Below are 17,054 nucleotides of genomic sequence, written 5' to 3' on the forward strand. Positions count from 1 at the left end.
CGTATGAGCACAATGTATCAATATAGCACAGGGCCAGGTCCCCGCTGGACCCTTGGCGGGTGAACAGGGAGTGGGAACAGCTCTGCGCCTGCGGTTACCATGGTTACCATGACAGCGGAAGAGACGTGGGAGGCACCGCAGGCTGGTGGCCCCTTGGATGCAACGGTGACCATACCGGGGAGCAAGTCCCTCTCGAACAGGTATCTGATTCTGGCGGCCTTGGGAAGTCGACCCGTCAGGCTGACTGGTCTGCTCAGATCGCGTGATACGGACCTGATGATTGCGGCCCTGGAGGCTCTCGGCGTGGACTGTCGGGTTGATTTGGACGACCCTACGAATGTAACGGTCATTCCACCGGCAGGCGGCCGTTTCCGCGGTGGCGCCCGGGTGGACTGCGGACTGGCTGGAACCGTCATGCGCTTCGTGCCGGGCCTGGCCATGCTGGCCGATGCCCCCACACGCTTCGACGGAGACAAACAAGCCTATCGACGTCCCATGAGGCCCCTGCTGGACGGGCTGACACAGCTGGGAGCCAGGATCGAATACCTGGGCCAGGAGGGCTTCCTGCCCTTTGTGCTCACGCCGCCGGCTCACCTGGTTGGCGGAGAGGTGACCATAGACTCCTCGGCATCCTCGCAGTTCATTTCCGGGCTCCTGCTGCTGGCGGCCAGGGCTGATGGCCCGACGACCATCGTCCACTCCGGCCAGCATCTTCCCAGCCTCCCACACATCGCCATGACCGTTGAGGATCTGCGTCAGGCCGGAGTCCAGGTCCAGGCCAATCCCGATTGTTGCAGGTGGAGCGTTGAAGGTAGAGGGCCTGCTGGGACGCAGCTGCCTGATCAGGTCCAGGTGGAGCCCGACCTGTCGAATGCAGCCCCTTTCCTGGGAGCGGCCCTGATAGGAGGCGGGCAAGTCAGCGTGCCCATGTGGCCGGAGCGGACCACACAGCCAGGCGGCTTGCTGCCCAAGTATTTGGAGACCATGGGCGCGAAGGTAGACATGGTTCCAGACGGGCAGGGCAGCGCCACCTGCAGGGTGACCGGCGGGGAAGCCATCCATGGACTCGGCGACTTCGATCTGTCCCCGGCAGGGGAGATCGTGCCCTCTATTGCGGCCATCCTGGTCTTTGCCGACTGCCCCAGCCGCCTGCACGGCATCGGCCACCTGCGTGGTCATGAGACCAACCGGCTGAAGGCACTGGCTACCGAAATCGCCAGAATAGGCGGCCAGGCCAGTGAACTTGATGATGGCCTGGCCATCGAGCCAGTGCCGACTCAGCGTATGCACGGGGCCGTCATGGAGACCTATGCGGACCATCGCATGGCCACCTTTGCCGCCATGATTGGGCTCAAGATACCTGGCATCCGGGTGCGCAACATCGGTACCACGGCCAAGACCTTGCCAGACTTCCCGGGTATGTGGAAGCGGATGCTGGCTGGCGAGGGACAAGACTGAGCCATACCGATTCGAGCGAAAGGAGCCGCGTTATGAACATCGAGGCCGAAAGGCGGACTTGGCAGGAGGATCTGGATCTGGCCATCGCCATGGCCGACCAGGCGGATCAGGTCACCGTAGGCTACTTCAAGTCACCGGATCTTAAGGTGGAACGCAAGGCGGACAATACCCCGGTCACCCAGGCCGACAAAGAGGCGGAGGCGGTGATTCGTCGCGTACTTGCCCAGGCCAGGCCGGATGATACCATCTACGCGGAGGAGCTGGGAAAACAGGAGTCCAACGGCAGACGGTGGATCATCGATCCGATTGATGGGACCAAGAACTATGTGCGCGGGGTCCCGGTATGGGCGACTCTGATTGGCTTGGAGGCGAACCATCAGATGGTGGTCGGCGTGGTATCGGCCCCCCTGCTCGGTACTCGCTGGTACGCTGCGCGGGGTCAGGGAGCCTACATGGCGCGTCAGGGCGAAGCCCCCAAGGCCATTCACGTATCAGGAGTGGATCGGATGGAAGATGCCTCCATGTCCATATCGTCACTGACCGGGTGGAAGGCCATAGGGCGTCGGGAGCGGCTTCTCGACCTGACCGACCGGATCTGGCGCCTACGTGGTTTCGGCGACTTCTGGCAGTACATGCTCCTGGCCCAGGGAGCCATCGACCTGGCGGCCGAGCCGGAGCTTGACCTCTATGATATGGGCGCGCTGGTCCCCATCGTGACCGAGGCCGGTGGCAGCTTCACCGACCTGGCAGGCAACCCGGGTCCCTGGGGAGGCAATGGTCTGGCCAGCAACGGTCTTCTGCACAAGGAGGCCTTGGCGGCCCTGGGGGATTGACATATACAAGAAGGTCGGTGACCACATGCATTGCTGTGGTCACCGACCTTCTTCGTTTCGAGAGCAAGTTCTTAGAACCAGATCCCAATCACAATCATCCATCCTGCAATCATTATTCAAATTTTTGAGGATAGGTAAAGTCAGCGGTCAGGCCTGGAACTTGTTGCCATAGGCGTCGCCCTGGCTGGCGACGACCTCTGCCTGGCGGGCGATGGAGAGCTCCTCGTTGGTGGGGATGACGCAGACGGCGACCGTGCTGTCGGGGGTGGAGATGATCCGGGCCTCCTTAGAGCGCTGGTCGTTCTTCTCCTGGTCCAGCTTCACGCCGAAGGGCTCCAGCTGCTCGATCACCCGGCGACGCACGATCTCGTCGTTCTCGCCCACGCCTGCCGTGAAGGTGATGGCATCCAGACCGCCCATCTGGGCTGTGTAGTTGCCTATGTAGCCGACGATGCGGTGGATGTAGATGTCCAAGGCCAGCTTGGCGTCCTCGTCGCCCTCGGCGATCAGCTTATGGACCTCGCGCATGTCGCCATGGCCGGTCAGGCCGGTCATGCCGGAACGCTTGTTGAAGAGGGTGTCAAGCTCATCCACGCTCATGTGGGCGTTGCGAATCAGGTGGAAGACAACGGCCGGATCGATGTCTCCGGTGCGGCCGCCCATGACCAGACCCTCCAGAGGGGTCAGGCCCATGGAGGTCTCGACAGGATGCCCGGAGACCTGTGCTGAAGCGGAAGCCCCGTTGCCGATGTGCAGGACAATCTGCCGCAGGCCTTCTGCGGGCTTGCCCAGCAGACCGGGAACAAGCTGGCCCACATACTGATGGCTGGTGCCATGGGCACCGTAGCGACGGATGTGGTACTGCTTGGCGATGTCCTTGTTGAGGGCGTAGGTGGAGGCCTTCTTGGGCAGTTCGAAGAAGAAGGAGGAATCAAAGACGAAGACCTGCGGGGTCTGAGGCATCAGTCGGCTCATGACCTCGGCGCCCTCAGCCTCGGGTCCGTTGTGAAGGGGGGCCAGCACAGCCAGATCCTTGACCTGGCTCAGAGTCTTCTGCGTCAGGAGTGCAGGCTTGGGGAAGATGGCTCCACCCTGGACGACTCGGTGGCCGACGGCGATGATGCCGGCCTTGTCCAGATCAGGTCCACACTCCTTGAAGAAGCCCAGGACACGCTTGAGCCCGACCTCATGATCGTGGATGGGCTCCTCAAGCTCGTGCTTTTCGCCGTTGACCTCGTGCTTGTAATGGCCGTCGGTGGGCTCGCCGATCTTCTCGACCAGACCCGAGGCCAGGCTCTGGCTGGTCTCCAGATCGACTAGCTGGTACTTGATCGAGCTTGAACCCGAATTGATGACTAGGACGGTTTTCGCCATTGGGGCATCCTCCTGATGTGCTTGTATAGAGCCTGCGCTCCTCAATCAGTCTTCAAGATTACTCGTCGGCCCTTACAAGGCGCGGTATATTGCCAGGCCGACATGATTTTGGGGCTGCTACCAGAACCTTCTTGAAGATAAGATTCAGCAGCAGCCCCAGGGGTTTACAGGGACGTTTTAGGGACGGTAATCAGTCCTGGGCCTCGACGGCGGTCAGGGCCACGGTGTTGATGATGTCGGCAACCAAGGCGCCGCGGGAGAGGTCGTTGACCGGCTTGTTCAGACCCTGCAGGACCGGTCCGATGGCCAGGGCACCCGAGGTGCGCTGTACGGCCTTGTAGCCGATGTTACCGGCGCTCAGGCTGGGGAAGACGAAGACGTTGACTTTTCCGGCGACCGGATCACCCTTGGCCTTGGTGGCTGCCACAGTGGGAGACCAGGCCGCGTCGAACTGGATGGGGCCCACGATGGGCAGGTCCGGTGCCTTCTCCTTGGCCAGACGGGTGGCCTCTTCGACCAGGTCGACATCCGGGCCCTTGCCTGATCCCAGGGTGGAGTAGGAGAGCATGCCCACGCGCGGGTCAACGCCGAAAGATCGGGCGGTTTGGGCCGACTGGATGGCGATGTCGGCCAGCTGCTCCGAGGATGGGTTGAGGTTGATGGCGCAGTCGGCGAAGACCGCCACATGGTCGGGGAAGCACATGAGGAAGGCTCCGGATACCAGTGAGGCGCCCGGCTTGGTCTTGATCACCTGCAGGGCGGGACGGACCGTGTTGGCAGTGGAGTTGATGGAGCCGGACACCAGGCCGTCGGCCTTGCCCAGCACCACCAGCATGGTGCCGAAGTATGAAGGATCCGCCAGCTGCTTGCGCGCCTGCTCCGGGGTCATGCCCTTCTTGGCGCGCAGCTGGCAGAGGCGCTCCACCATGGGGGCCAGCACCTGCTCGTCGTCCATGGGCTGGAAGGATGCCTTGTCCAGGTTGTTGAGGCCGAGCTCCTTGCCACGAGCCAGAATGGAATCCTTGTCGCCCACGATGATCAGGTCGACGATGTTACGCGCCAGCAGGTAGTCGGCCGCCTTGATGATGCGGTCCTCGCCACCCTCGGGCAGGACGATGGTCTTCTTGTTGGCCTTGGCCTTGGCCAGCAGGTCGTTCTGGAAGGCCACAGGCGTGGTCACTTTGGGCTTTGCTTCCTCAACCGCCTTCAGTACTTCATCTGGATTCACATCCTCAGTGAAGGCTTTATAGGCGTCATTTCTTACTTGTTCGGCCTCAGCGTCAGTGTCAAATGCCTTTTTCGATACCGTCCAGCAAGGACGATCGTAATCTTTGAAAAAGTCCTGAAGAGGTTGTTTTTGGCCTTCTTCACAGCCGGAAACTACAACACCTGCCAGGGTGGTTCCGCTGGCTTCTATGGTTCGACGGCAGGCCTGTACGGTTTTCATGACCTGTTTGGGCTCACGTCCGATAGTGCAGACCACGAGGAGTACCGGGGAACGTAAATCTGCAGCGATGGCCGCATTGAGTTGGATGATAGCAGGGTCGAAGACTTTGGAGTGGTCGCTTCCGACGACGAGGACCATATCGGGATTTGTTTGCGCCACAACGCGGTCATAGGCTGCCAGGGCATCAGCACGTGTCTGTTCTTCGTCGCTTGTTGCTTTGCAGGGGCAGGTGCCGCGGCAGACATCGGGATCCAGATCAGGAGAGCTGCTGGCTGCGATGAGGGTACTCGTCAGCATCTCCTTGTGACAGGCAATCGGACGTACGACCGTGGTCTTCATACGCGATGCCAGGGCCTTGACGAGGCCGTAGGCTACTACATTCCGTCCGTTGGCGGCCTCCGGGCTGATGATGGTGATGCTTGCAGGGCTCACTGTGTATCTCCTGTCCCATATACTCATGTGACTGCTTTGTTCACAAACAGTTATCAGTATAGGTGACGGATGCACCGAAGAAAATCCGTGCATGCAATGCGTGATCCGCTGTAGCTGATGCAACTGGTTGAAAAGCAGGAGGGTGTGTGGTGCCGCATGCATATATTTGTGGCATGGGTCACATTACAGTAGGAATCCTCCCAAGGGAGAGACAATGAAAAAGCAGGCTTATGTGACTTTGACTGAGGTGGCACGATCGGCTGGTGTCTCCTTGTCTACGGCCTCCCGTGTTTTTTCAAGACCGGGCAGAGTCGGAATGTGCACCAGAAATCATGTATTGAAGACTGCTGAAAAGCTGGGGTATCACCATGATCTTCTGGATGTACCCATGGAAAATCGACTTCACGGTTTTCTTGCTGTTGTGGTCACCGATTTGGAGAACATTGTATCGGTGCGTATATCCAGAGGAGTACAGCGATGTTGCCAATTGCGCAAATTCGGATTATCCATAATCGATACGCAAGAGAGCGTCAGTCTTGAGGCAGCATCCATCCGTGGAATCCTGAATCATGTCGATGGACTCATACTCGGTTCTTCCAGACTTTCCGACAATCAGATTAGGCATTTCGCCTCATACAAACCAATAGTGGTACTCAACAGGGTGGTGCCTGGAGTTGCTTCAATACGGGTGGACGAGTCGGACAGCATAGATGCGTCCATGCTATATCTGCGGCAGACAGGTCATCATTCCGTGTCTTATATGCAGGGGCCGGAAAACTCATGGCAGAACGTTGTCAGACTACACGCAGCTGTCGATTCAGCTGATAAATACGGTTTGGATTACCAGGTGCTGCCGTGCGCCTATCCCGCGCAGATGCGGGGACTTGGAGCTTTCAAGTCGTTCATGAGAAATCCCACGGATGCTGTGCTCGCCTTCAATGACGATATTGCCATTGAATTTATACGATACGCAAAGCGCCAAGGCATGGCCATTCCCGAACAGGTCTCTGTCTTAGGCATAGATGACAACCAGGCTGGTCGGCTTATGACTCCGATGCTGTCCACTATTCGCATCCCACACCAGGACATGGGATTCCGAGCCGCTCAGATGCTTATTGATGAGATTCTGCACATAACCGATCACAGAATGACGGTCCGTTGTGTACCTGCGAAACTTATTTTACGAGAAAGCACCGGTGAAGTCTCCGGACCACCCGGAATCTGAGACTTTCACCGATGCGTATACCACTGTCTTACCTGACCGATTTGATCGAAAGCACGAATAATACGGAGAGGATGGACATGACGATCGCGATAGGGAAGATGTAGATATATGTCCCGGTCATCGACACGATGATGGAAGTCAGGGCCATGCCTGCGGATTGTCCTGCTGTTGTTGCCGCGTTGATGAATCCCAAATCTTTGCCCGCATTCTCTTTGCTGGGCAGGACATCGACATTCAGGGCTTGGTCAATGGCCATAAAGATACCTTGTCCCAAAGCTACAAAGATGGAAGCGATGTAGATTCCGGTGATGCTTCGCATGGCCAGGGGGAAGATGAATCCGATTATGGCGAGGAATGCCGACATGGCCACCATGGGTTTGCGCCGGTGGAGACGATCGGACAGCGGCCCTACGAACATGGCGACGATTGATGCCAGCATTTGGAAGATGGCGATGGTTGACACTACTGCGGCCGCTGAAGTCTTAGACAGACCAATGTAGTCCTGGCAGATATACAGCCAGTAACCGGAAAGCATCTGTATGGCGAGCAGGAGCAGCGTTCGGCAGCAGAAGGCCTTCCAAAAATCCGGAGCATGCATGGGTGGAGTGAATGAATAGACGATGTGACGCCAGGCGCTTTGCTCTGGTGCGGCGTTTTTTGCATCCTTATTGCCGGGCTCCCTGGGGATTATGGCCAAGAAAAGCATGGCTGAAATAAACATGCAGATGGAAGCTATGGTAAATCCCATTCGTACGTTGTCGATGAATCTGGCTCCCACCCAGGCGCCAATCGCCAGTCCTAGCGTGTTGCCAAAACCGATGGCGGACGAAATCGTGCCGCGGTATCGTTTGGGCACTCGGTCGGAAACCGTCGAGTAAATGGGGGAGTTCATCATATTGAAGCTCAGTTTAGATAGCCACAATGTGACGACCAGACCGGTGATGATGCCGATGTTGCCCATGAGCAGGTAGAAGGCCAGAGTGAACCAAGCGCCCCAGAACAACCAGGGCGAGCGGCGGCCGAATTTCGATTTGGTCAGGTCAGACAAAGCGCCGACCACGATGTTGGCAACCAGGGCCACTATGGAACCGATTGAGGTCATCGTGCCCAGGACGGCCGTTGGATTGGATGCTCCCAGATCCTTGATGCGCTGTGGAAGCAGAACCTGGCTGACCATGGCGAAGCCTATCGACATGATGATCCAAAAGGCCAGGTACCCAATGATCCATCGAGCTAGATTAAATCCTTCAGTTGCGATATCGTCGTCATCTACTGGCGCGGTTTCTTCCGCTTTTACCATGCTGTGCTCCTTTGAAGTATGTTGTGAAGTATGTTGGCGCTCAAATGGAAATGAGATCCTTTGCCGTGAATTCCAATCTGACCTGATGGTGATCCCCTTCAGGCCTGGGGAATTTAATCAATGCACGCAGGGCCTGCCCATCGAAGAACCATCCATCCGTGGCTTCTTTGAATCGGTCAATATTCAGGTAACGATCAAGGGGTTTTTCATCCAAACTGATTTCGAGTGGCGCCATGGTCTTGCAAAGGACGGCAATCGTCATCTGCTTGACCTTGGTTTCATAATCTCCGGTGCTATTCAGCTCCAGAGTGACACCCTGCTTATCCGGGTGGATACCCAATCTGGTCTGACGATACAGACCCTGAAGATAATCTGTGGATATACCGTCATCCTCATAAATATCGAATGAGGTCTCCTTATTGGGTTCAACGAGGATTTCAAGATGGTCGATCACCTCTTGATGGAGGTTTGTCAACCCCTGACAAGTGGGGATGATGCCCCCGGTCCGCAGGTAGAGAGGTATGCTGCCCAGGTCTACTGGAACCGTAATTTCCTGTCCTCCCGAGAGATATTGATTGTTGGTCAAATCGAACCATTCAGCGCCCTCAGGCAGGTAGACCCGGATGCTGTCTGCGCCTTTCTCCAGTACGTTGGCGACCAGAAGGGACGGGCCAAGCATGAACTCGAAGCTCTCTTGATAAGTACGGCGATCATTCTCGAATTCGTAGACCAGGGGCCGCATGATGGGGGAGCCGTCGATTGAGGCTTGGTGAAGAAGGGCATAGAAGTAAGGGATCAAGCTGTATCTCAGCAAGATCGCTTGGCTGATGTATTCGGTGTACGCAGGATACATCCAGGGTTCAGTGACCGTATTGTCTGTATTGCATGAGTGGATGGAGAAGCGGGGCTGGAAAATTCCATTCTGAACCCAGCGCACAAAGAGCTCCGGCTCCGGCGCAGGGCCATCAAAACCTCCGATGTCGCACCCCTGGTTGGCTACGCCCGACAAGCCCATTCCCAGAATGGTCGGAACGTTGTATTTGAGATTATCCCAAGAAGTTCCGTTGTCTCCGGCCCAGGTCTGGGCATACCTTTGGATTCCGGCGAATCCTGCACGGTTGATGACATATGGCCTCGTGCCGGGGGCGGACTCCTTTACAGCTTGCTGAGCGGTCTTGGCCATCATGGTCGACATGATCGGTTTCAGCATACTGATGGGCAGATGGAGCCCTTCAGCATCAACCAGAGCCTGATCGTCATTGATCTCGTATTCATTATTGTCGTTCCAAATGCTGGTAATCCCCAGATTGAGTAAATTCTCTTTCATCTCTTTAGCCCAGGCACGTCGTCCCGAGGGGCTGGTGAAGTCAACGAAATGCGCCGAGCCGCCCCAGTATCGATCTTCCTGCCAGTCCTTGCCGTCCGACGTTCTGACGTAAGCCTCTTCCTTTTCCATCTGCCCGGTATGGGGATGAGTGGTCAGCATGCCCGGTTTAATATTTGGCGCGAGAAGCGCACCTTTTTTCTTAAGCTGATCCACGAAACCCTTGGGGTCTGGGAAGCGCTTCTTGTTCCAAGTGAATACGTAACGCTTGCCGTCCTTTCCGCTGGTGTATCCAGAGGAAAGGAAGAATCCGTCACAGGGGATGTCATGCTGACGACAGGTGTCAACAAAATCTTCGATGGCTTTGTCGCAGTCCTGCTCCAATTCGGTATAGAACATGGTCGATCCCATATAGCCCAGAGAGGATAGGGGCATCATTGCGCTCTTGCCTGTCAGATCCGTGTAATGGTGTACGACATCGGCTATGGTCGGGCCACCTATGAAGAACAGATCTATGTCTCCTGCTTCGACCTGGTAGTAGCTATATCGCAGCCAATAGTTGCTGTGTTCGGAATCCATGTCGAAGACTGAGTCGGCACTGTTGTTGTAGAAAAGGCCATGCGCGAGACCGGTATCCTCGTTAAAATCGATATAGAAAGGAATCATCTTGTAAAGCGGGTCACTTTTAGTGGCATCCCATCCCAGCGAGTCTGTGTTGTGCATGCGCATTCGGCGGCGCTGCTTGTCGAGATCGCCGGATTTTTCGCCGAAACCGTAGAAGTGCTCGTGATTGCCCATGCTGGAATAGTGCGTGGAGCGTCCAAGACTATCCTGAAGAAACGACCGCCCCGGCAAATCCTGATGAAGTACATTGCCGTCCTGGTCGCTGATGGAGAAGGCGAAAGGTTCCGGACTGATAGTCAGGGTGTACAGTCCGTTGGAAACGGTTTTGGAACCGTCTTTGCATTCGGTTAGGTGAATTGGTATCGGCTTGACATGTTCGCGCTCATCAGCCATAAGACGGTCAGTGCTGTCTTTCCAGGCGGTCTTGACCAAGGCATAGGAGAGCTCGGGTCCGAAATGCTGATTGAAGGTGCTCCGTATTCTGATGATGTTCCGATCAAGCAGGTAGATTCTGAATCTGGCTCCATTGGTGACAATATCCAGATAATCACCGTGGTTATCTATATTGATGAGCTTTGTGCTTGCCTTCATGCGTGCCCTCCTTGGCGTTTCGACATGAAAAGTGCCATTCCATGCCTGCGAATAACCGCCTCATCGTGGGTTTGCAGCTATGCAGCCCCATGGCGGTGTTGAGTTAATTGTCCCGCCTGCTGTTCAGCAGTATGAGTGTTTGCCAGGTTTTTCCATTGAGGGTGGCATAAGCGAGGCCATGCATGACTCGCTATGGATAAAAAATTCCCCGCCGTTGAAAACGGCGGGGAATTCTGGCAATGCCGGTAAGGAACACCGACAATCGGCCTTAGGAGTTATCGGGTAGGGTCACTCGTTGTCTCCGGCGGTCGCGGCGGTGGCGGAGATGGTCTCCTGGCCGGCGCGGTTGGCATCGGGCCAGACCCAATCGGTGTAATCGGGATGGTCGTAGCCCTTGTCCACGGCGAACTGGAAGGCCTCGTCGCGGAACTTGGTCCACTTGTCGATCTGTTCGGCGTACTTGTTGGCGTCCACCAGCTGCAGAGCGGAGGCGGCCAGGCACCAGCGGTCCATGTTGTTGACGCGCACCATGTCGAACGGCGTGGTGGTGGAGCCCTGTTCCTCGTAGCCGTGCACGGAGAAGTTGTCGTGGTTGGGACGTCCGTGGATCAGGCGGTAGATGGAGCCGGGATAGGCGTGGAAGGCGAACAGGACAGGCTTGTCCTTGCTGAAGAGCTCAGTGAACTCTTCGTCGGACAGGGCCTGGTCGTTTTCCTCGGCATCCTGGATCTTCAGCAGGTCGACCACGTTGACGAACTGGACCTTCACGCCCAGCTTCTGCAGCATGTCGTCGGCAGCCAGGGCCTCCTGGGTGGGGATGTCGCCTGCGGTGGCGATGACGACATCAGCATCCTCGGCATCCTTGGCGTTCGAGGCCCAATCCCAGCGGGCGGCCCCCTTCTCCAGCTCGGCGGCGGCCTCGTCCACGCTCTGGTAGGTGGCGGCGGGCTGCTTGCCGGCGAAGATGGCGTTGATGCAGTTGGTCGACTTGTAGCAACGCTCGCCCACGTTCAGCAGCATGTTGGCATCGGCGGGGAAGTAGATGTTGACCACGTGATCGTTGTTGAAGTTCTTGTTCAGCAGGATGTCGACGAAGCCGGGATCCTGGTGTGAGAACCCGTTGTGGTCCTGACGCCAGACGTGCGAGGTGACCAGGAGGTTCAGGCCGGCGATGGGCTTGCGCCACGGAATCTCGCGAACCGTGGCCTCCAGCCACTTGGCGTGCTGGTTGATCATGGAGTCGATGACGTGCACGAAGGACTCATAGGAGCTCCAGATGCCGTGGCGTCCGGTCAGCAGGTAGCCCTCCAGGAAGCCTTCCATCTGGTGCTCGGAAAGCTGCTCGATGACCTGGCCGGTGTGGGCCATGTGCTCGTCGGTCAGCTCCGACAGATAGTCGGCATCCCACTGCTTGTTGGTCACCTCGTAGGCGGCAGCCAGACGGTTGGAGGCCGTCTCGTCAGGCCCGAAGATGCGGAAGTCGGTGGGGTTCTTGGCCAGCACGTCGCGGGTGTAGTAGCCCAGGACGCGGGTGGCTTCGGTGGCGCCCCAGCCATGACCGTGCTTCTTGACGTCGATCTCGTAGTCGTGGATGTCAGGCAGTTCCAGCGGCTTGAGCAGACGCCCGCCGTTGGCGTTGGGGTTCTCGCCGATGCGCAGGTCGCCCTTGGGCATGAAGCTGGTGACCTCGGGACGCAGGGCGCCCTTCTCGTCGAAGAGCTCCTCGGGCTTGTAGGAGGCCAGCCAGTTCTTGAGGATCTGGAAGTGGGCCTCCGTGTCGCGGGCGGAGGTCAGCGGCACCTGGTGGGCGCGCCAAGATCCCTCTGTCTTCTTGCCGTCGATGAACTTGGGGCAGGTCCAGCCCTTGGGGGTGCGGAAGATGATCATGGGGTAGCAGGGACGGGTCATGTCGTCGGTTTCGGCCCGGGCCTTGATGTTGCAGATCTTGTCGAAGACGGTCTCCAGCAGGTCGGCGAAACGACGGTGGATGGACAGGTGGTCCTCATCGTCAAACCCTGCAACGAACTCGAAGGGCTCGTAACCCATGCCCTTGAAGTACTCATGCAGCTCCTCGTCGGAGATGCGCGAGAGGATGGTCGGGTTGGCGATCTTGTAGCCGTTCAGGTGCAGGATTGGCAGGACGATGCCGTCGGTGCGGGGGTTGACCAGCTTGTTGGACTGCCAGCCGGTGGCCAGAGGGCCGGTCTCGGCCTCGCCGTCGCCCACGATGCAGGGAACGAAGAGGCTGGGGTTGTTCATGATGGCGCCGTAGGCGTGGGAGAGGGCATAGCCCAGCTCGCCGCCCTCGTGAATGGATCCGGGGGTCTCAGGCGCGAAGTGGGAGGGGATGCCGCCCGGATAGGAGAACTGGCGGAAGAACTTCTGCAGGCCGGCCTCATCGTTGGTGATCTTGGGGTAGTACTCGCTGTAGGTGCCATCCAGGTAGGACTGTGAGGTGCCGGCAGGGCCGCCGTGGCCGGGGCCCATGATGATAACGGTGTTCTGCTGATGGTCGGCGATCAGACGGTTGATATGGCCCAGCAGGAAGTTCAGGCCGGGGGTGGTGCCCCAGTGGCCGACCAGACGATGCTTGACATCCTCCCGGGTGAAGGGCTCCTTCATCAGGGGGTTGCTGCGAAGATAAATCTGTCCGATGGAAAGATAGTTGGCCGCCCGCCAATACTTGTCGACGGCCTCGATGGTCTCCTCGGCGATTGGGGTCTCCAGCTTCGCCCAAGGGGTGCCGATAACAGGATTCGTCATGTGTACTCCTGCACTTTAGTGCGATTGTTTATTTACCTCGGTTACGAGCTCGTACAGTGTCATTTCAGGCATCTGTCGGGTTCGTACCCAATGCCTACATGGTACGTGAACGAGCAGACTTTTCTGAACGTTTTCTTGCATAGTGTGTTCGCTCTTGTGAGAAAATGCGATGGAATTGTCTGCTTGCAGGTAAGGATTGCAGTCGGGGGTGCCGATGAGGGCTCAATGACTGTAGCATTGTCGAAAACTGCAACCATACTGGACTTGTCCGCGGGCGTTGAATTGTCGCTTCCGGGCATTCATGGCAGATACAGCATACGTATATATATAAGGAGTCTTATGGCACAGGGTCCCGTCCTGGTGGTCGATTTCGGTGCACAGTACGCCCAGCTGATCGCTCGTCGAGTCAGGGAGGCAGGGGTCTACTCCGAGCTGGTGCCTCATTCGATGAGCCTGGATCAGATGCTGGCCAAGGATCCCAAGGCGGTCATCCTCTCCGGCGGCCCGGCCTCCGTCTACGTGGACGGGGCGCCCACCATAGACAAGCGGATTTTCGAGTCGGGGGTGCCCGTGCTGGGCATCTGCTACGGCTTCCAGGTCATGGCCCATGAGCTGGGCGGCGAGGTGGACAAGGCGGCACTGGGGGAGTACGGCAAGACCGAGGCCTTCATCGACAGCGCCAAGGGAATACTGCAGGATTCGCCCGCCCGCCAGGACGTGTGGATGAGCCATGGTGTCGCCGTCAATCGTGCGCCCGAAGGCTTTGAGGTTCTGGCGCATACCGAGGGTGCTCCGGTGGCAGCCATGCAGGACCCTTCCCGTGGACTGTACGGGGTCCAGTGGCATCCCGAGGTGACCAACACCCCTCTGGGGCAGGACATGATCGACCGCTTCCTGCATCAGTGTGCCGGACTGCCGTCGGACTGGAACGCCTCGGGCATCATCGAGCAGCAGGTGGAGAAGATCCGTAGCACGGTGGGTGACGACCAGGTCATCTGCGGCCTGTCAGGCGGCGTAGATTCAGCTGTAGCGGCTGCTCTGGTCCACAGGGCCGTCGGCGACCAGCTGACCTGCGTCTTCGTGGATCATGGGCTCTTGCGCAAGGGGGAGGCCGAGCAGGTCAAGCATGATTTTGTGGCCGCCACTGGCATCAAGCTGATCGCCGTGGATGCCTCGCAGGACTTCCTGACTGCCCTCAAGGGTGTTTCCGAGCCTGAGCGCAAGCGCAAGATCATCGGAGAGAAGTTCATCCGCACCTTTGAAAAGGCCCAGCGGCAGGTGATCGAGGAAGCCGGCAAGACTGGCAAGGAAGTCAAGTTCCTGGTGCAGGGCACGCTCTACCCGGACGTAGTCGAGTCTGGCGGCGGAGACGGAGCGGCCAATATCAAATCCCACCACAACGTGGGCGGTCTGCCCAAGGATGTCAAGTTCAAGCTGATCGAGCCCCTGCGCACCCTCTTCAAGGATGAGGTCCGGGCCATCGGCACCGAACTGGGCCTGCCTGACCAGATCGTCTGGCGTCAGCCCTTCCCGGGCCCCGGTCTGGGCATCCGCATCATCGGGGAGATCACCCGCGAACGTTTGGAGACCCTGCGTGAGGCCGACGCCATCGCTCGCGAAGAGTTGTCCAAGGCTGGACTGGATCGGCAGATCTGGCAGTGCCCGGTCGTGCTGCTGGCCAATGTGCATTCAGTAGGTGTGCAGGGCGACGAGCGCACCTATGGTTCGCCGATCGTGCTGCGTCCGGTCTCCTCGGAGGACGCCATGACTGCCGACTGGACCCGTCTGCCCTACGACGTGCTGGCCACCATCTCCACGCGCATTACCAACGAGTGCCCGGGCATCAACCGCGTGGTCCTGGACTGCACCTCCAAGCCTCCGGCAACCATCGAGTGGGAGTAGACCGATAGAGCTTTGACCTGTGCTTTTGAATGCGGTGCAGGGGCGTCGATTTTCGTTTCATACGTGAATCACGGCAAAGCCGCCTGCGACGGCGATGAATAAACTCGATAAACAGGCCTTCGTTCCCGCGTTGGAACGGAGGCTTTTTCTTTGCCGTTTTATTCCCTATCACCTGCAATTTCATTTTATCCCACGTACCTCAAGACGGCAAAGTACAGGGTGGTATTCGGAGGAAGGGAAGTAAAGATTTATCCCGAGTGAGTAGATGCACATTTTTTGTCACCGAGGGCGAAACGGAGCTATTTCAGGGCTTGCGAAACTCAAATCATACGCAATAGGCTTCTCAGTGGTATCTGTTCTGTGTTTTTCCAGGCGACTAGTGGGGAGTAAAGAAACTCGCCATCTCAAGAAAAACGGGAGTATCCAGGGAAAGTGTCGCCATATGCCGCCGTGTAAGCCACCGCGGCATTCACTCTCGAGACTCTTTCTTCAAGGCGTCTGCCATTGCTGCAAGGCCAGTAGATCAGAGAGCCAGGTCGTTTTTGTATCACTTTCCTTGCTTCTTGATGGTCCAATCGGCGTCTCGGATAGAGGCGTTGAACGAATGAGTGATGATGGCGAGGTTGCCGAGCGTAAGGAGCTTCTGGTCCCTTCGCCTGGCGGCTTCGTCGTCGAGATTTCACTATTTATTGCGCCACTTTTAGGGCATCATGTGCTCGAAGGTGTATTGGTTGAATCCGAGCAAAGCCGTGCTGCTCATGCCCGGACGTATGGCTCTTTCTAGTAGATAAAGGATGCCCCTGCGCTGAAGGTTGTACAGGCGCAATTCTTCGAATGCTGTTCGAACCTCAACATCGGCGGACGTGTACGTCGTTGCCTCTTCGCTGGTTGTAAAAGCCTTCCTTGGACCCTACGCGTCCTTCATCTCGTTCAAGATCAGCGAGGTGAATATCCCATTTTAATTTTTTTGATCGCCTGAACCAGCATCCGGCGAACGATGTAGCTCTCAAGCAGGGCATAGACCCCTGATTCCTTGCCCGAAGACTCCACGCTCTTGCGAACGAAAAGCACATATGGGATAAGCGTCAAGTTCTTAAGGCTGAATATCGGCACGTTCATTCGCTCGACACCAGAGGTGGAGGAAATGTTCGCGTCGCAGCAGCTTGGATCGAATGTAGATTCGAACACTTCGGCATATGCCTTCATACTGTTCATAATTTCATTTTTATCATTGTTGCAATATCTGCCGATGAAATCCTTATAGGATTGGAAGAGGTTGGACGTGCGTGAATAGCAGAGCTTGTCCTCGGTTGTGGCGACGCATTCCTTTTCCTGAACTGGAATCTGAAGGAAGGCACTGAAGAAAGGTCGACAAGCGTGCGCTTGATGGTTCCGGTCACGACCTTCTGCTCCCAATACCCCCCCGCCCACCGTGGGTTCAAAGACGTCGTCTCGCGCACGCCTTAAACGCCTGCTCGTTCCCGCGATTGAAGAAGTAATTCTTAAGGAGCTCCGCTGTTGTCAGGCGTACTTTGAAAGAGTTGATGGTGTCGAATATCTGCTGTTCGTCTTCACCCTCAGCAAGGTCTATGCAAATGAGCCGAACATTCGACTTGATCGTGTTCCTGTCGATTTTGTCGGGGTCAATGTTTTAAGGAAACAATTGTAGGCAAGGATGATAGACGAGGAGCCTTCAACGGGCTTGCCCTCTGTGGCATTGATGACCTTCTCGAAATCCTGTCGGTCGTACTTGTCATGCCTGAATGCGACTTCTCTGGTCT

At 57.2% G+C, this 17,054-nt stretch carries 11 protein-coding genes; 5 read left to right on the forward strand and 6 right to left on the reverse strand.

Features of this window, described 5'->3' with window-relative positions:
• Window positions 1-99: 99 nt before the first annotated feature.
• Both aroA and hisN read left to right on the forward strand, forming a co-directional pair.
• Window positions 100-1,458, forward strand: coding sequence for a 3-phosphoshikimate 1-carboxyvinyltransferase (gene aroA, locus H3T89_RS01680; RefSeq protein WP_198216038.1), 1,359 nt, complete (start codon window positions 100-102; stop codon window positions 1,456-1,458).
• A 32-nt stretch (window positions 1,459-1,490) separates the two neighbouring features.
• Complete coding sequence (hisN, locus tag H3T89_RS01685) at window positions 1,491-2,291, forward strand: histidinol-phosphatase (RefSeq protein WP_198216039.1); 801 nt, start codon at window positions 1,491-1,493, stop codon at window positions 2,289-2,291.
• Window positions 2,292-2,438: 147 nt separating this feature from the next.
• Here the strand turns inward: hisN and H3T89_RS01690 are convergent, their stop codons facing one another.
• Entirely contained in the window at window positions 2,439-3,665 is a 1,227-nt protein-coding gene (locus tag H3T89_RS01690) for an acetate/propionate family kinase (RefSeq protein ID WP_198216040.1), read from the reverse strand.
• 190 nt (window positions 3,666-3,855) lie between these two features.
• Window positions 3,856-5,571, reverse strand: coding sequence for a phosphate acetyltransferase (gene pta / locus H3T89_RS01695; protein WP_198216041.1), 1,716 nt, complete (start codon window positions 5,569-5,571; stop codon window positions 3,856-3,858).
• Window positions 5,572-5,758: 187 nt separating this feature from the next.
• Here pta and H3T89_RS01700 point away from each other — a divergent pair, with 187 nt between their 5' ends.
• Window positions 5,759-6,769, forward strand: a complete 1,011-nt coding sequence (locus H3T89_RS01700) for a LacI family DNA-binding transcriptional regulator (protein WP_198216042.1) — start codon at window positions 5,759-5,761, stop codon at window positions 6,767-6,769.
• A gap of 28 nt (window positions 6,770-6,797) precedes the next feature.
• Here the strand turns inward: H3T89_RS01700 and H3T89_RS01705 are convergent, their stop codons facing one another.
• The 3 genes from H3T89_RS01705 to H3T89_RS01715 all read right to left on the reverse strand — a co-directional run bounded on the left by H3T89_RS01705 (window position 6,798) and on the right by H3T89_RS01715 (window position 13,371).
• Window positions 6,798-8,069, reverse strand: a complete 1,272-nt coding sequence (locus H3T89_RS01705; protein WP_015021940.1) for an MFS transporter — start codon at window positions 8,067-8,069, stop codon at window positions 6,798-6,800.
• 40 nt (window positions 8,070-8,109) lie between these two features.
• Window positions 8,110-10,608, reverse strand: coding sequence for a glycoside hydrolase family 31 protein (locus H3T89_RS01710; RefSeq protein WP_198216043.1), 2,499 nt, complete (start codon window positions 10,606-10,608; stop codon window positions 8,110-8,112).
• 288 nt (window positions 10,609-10,896) lie between these two features.
• The gene (locus H3T89_RS01715) at window positions 10,897-13,371 is read right to left on the reverse strand and encodes a phosphoketolase (protein WP_198204212.1); all 2,475 of its coding nucleotides are present in this window, start codon (window positions 13,369-13,371) and stop codon (window positions 10,897-10,899) included.
• 339 nt (window positions 13,372-13,710) lie between these two features.
• Between H3T89_RS01715 and guaA the strand changes: the two genes are divergently transcribed.
• On the forward strand, window positions 13,711-15,273 hold the full coding sequence (gene guaA, locus H3T89_RS01720) for a glutamine-hydrolyzing GMP synthase (protein WP_198204213.1): 1,563 nt from the start codon (window positions 13,711-13,713) through the stop codon (window positions 15,271-15,273).
• A 604-nt stretch (window positions 15,274-15,877) separates the two neighbouring features.
• A complete protein-coding gene (locus H3T89_RS08855) occupies window positions 15,878-16,057 on the forward strand; it encodes a hypothetical protein (RefSeq protein WP_232348374.1) in 180 nt (59 codons plus the stop codon).
• 152 nt (window positions 16,058-16,209) lie between these two features.
• Here H3T89_RS08855 and H3T89_RS01730 read toward each other — a convergent pair whose 3' ends face one another.
• The gene (locus H3T89_RS01730; RefSeq protein ID WP_198216044.1) at window positions 16,210-16,488 is read right to left on the reverse strand and encodes a hypothetical protein; all 279 of its coding nucleotides are present in this window, start codon (window positions 16,486-16,488) and stop codon (window positions 16,210-16,212) included.
• Between the last annotated feature and the right edge of the window lie 566 nt (window positions 16,489-17,054).

This window comes from Bifidobacterium sp. W8114 (assembly GCF_016101165.1).
GTDB lineage: Bacteria > Actinomycetota > Actinomycetes > Actinomycetales > Bifidobacteriaceae > Bombiscardovia > Bombiscardovia asteroides.

Coding starts and splice junctions, on each gene's coding strand:
- aroA (WP_198216038.1), top strand. CDS start 100: ATGGTTACCATGACAGCGGAAGAGACGTGGGAGGCACCGCAGGCTGGT.
- hisN (WP_198216039.1), top strand. CDS start 1,491: ATGAACATCGAGGCCGAAAGGCGGACTTGGCAGGAGGATCTGGATCTG.
- H3T89_RS01690 (WP_198216040.1), bottom strand. CDS start 3,665: ATGGCGAAAACCGTCCTAGTCATCAATTCGGGTTCAAGCTCGATCAAG.
- pta (WP_198216041.1), bottom strand. CDS start 5,571: ATGAGTATATGGGACAGGAGATACACAGTGAGCCCTGCAAGCATCACC.
- H3T89_RS01700 (WP_198216042.1), top strand. CDS start 5,759: ATGAAAAAGCAGGCTTATGTGACTTTGACTGAGGTGGCACGATCGGCT.
- H3T89_RS01705 (WP_015021940.1), bottom strand. CDS start 8,069: ATGGTAAAAGCGGAAGAAACCGCGCCAGTAGATGACGACGATATCGCA.
- H3T89_RS01710 (WP_198216043.1), bottom strand. CDS start 10,608: ATGAAGGCAAGCACAAAGCTCATCAATATAGATAACCACGGTGATTAT.
- H3T89_RS01715 (WP_198204212.1), bottom strand. CDS start 13,371: ATGACGAATCCTGTTATCGGCACCCCTTGGGCGAAGCTGGAGACCCCA.
- guaA (WP_198204213.1), top strand. CDS start 13,711: ATGGCACAGGGTCCCGTCCTGGTGGTCGATTTCGGTGCACAGTACGCC.
- H3T89_RS08855 (WP_232348374.1), top strand. CDS start 15,878: ATGAGTGATGATGGCGAGGTTGCCGAGCGTAAGGAGCTTCTGGTCCCT.
- H3T89_RS01730 (WP_198216044.1), bottom strand. CDS start 16,488: ATGAACAGTATGAAGGCATATGCCGAAGTGTTCGAATCTACATTCGAT.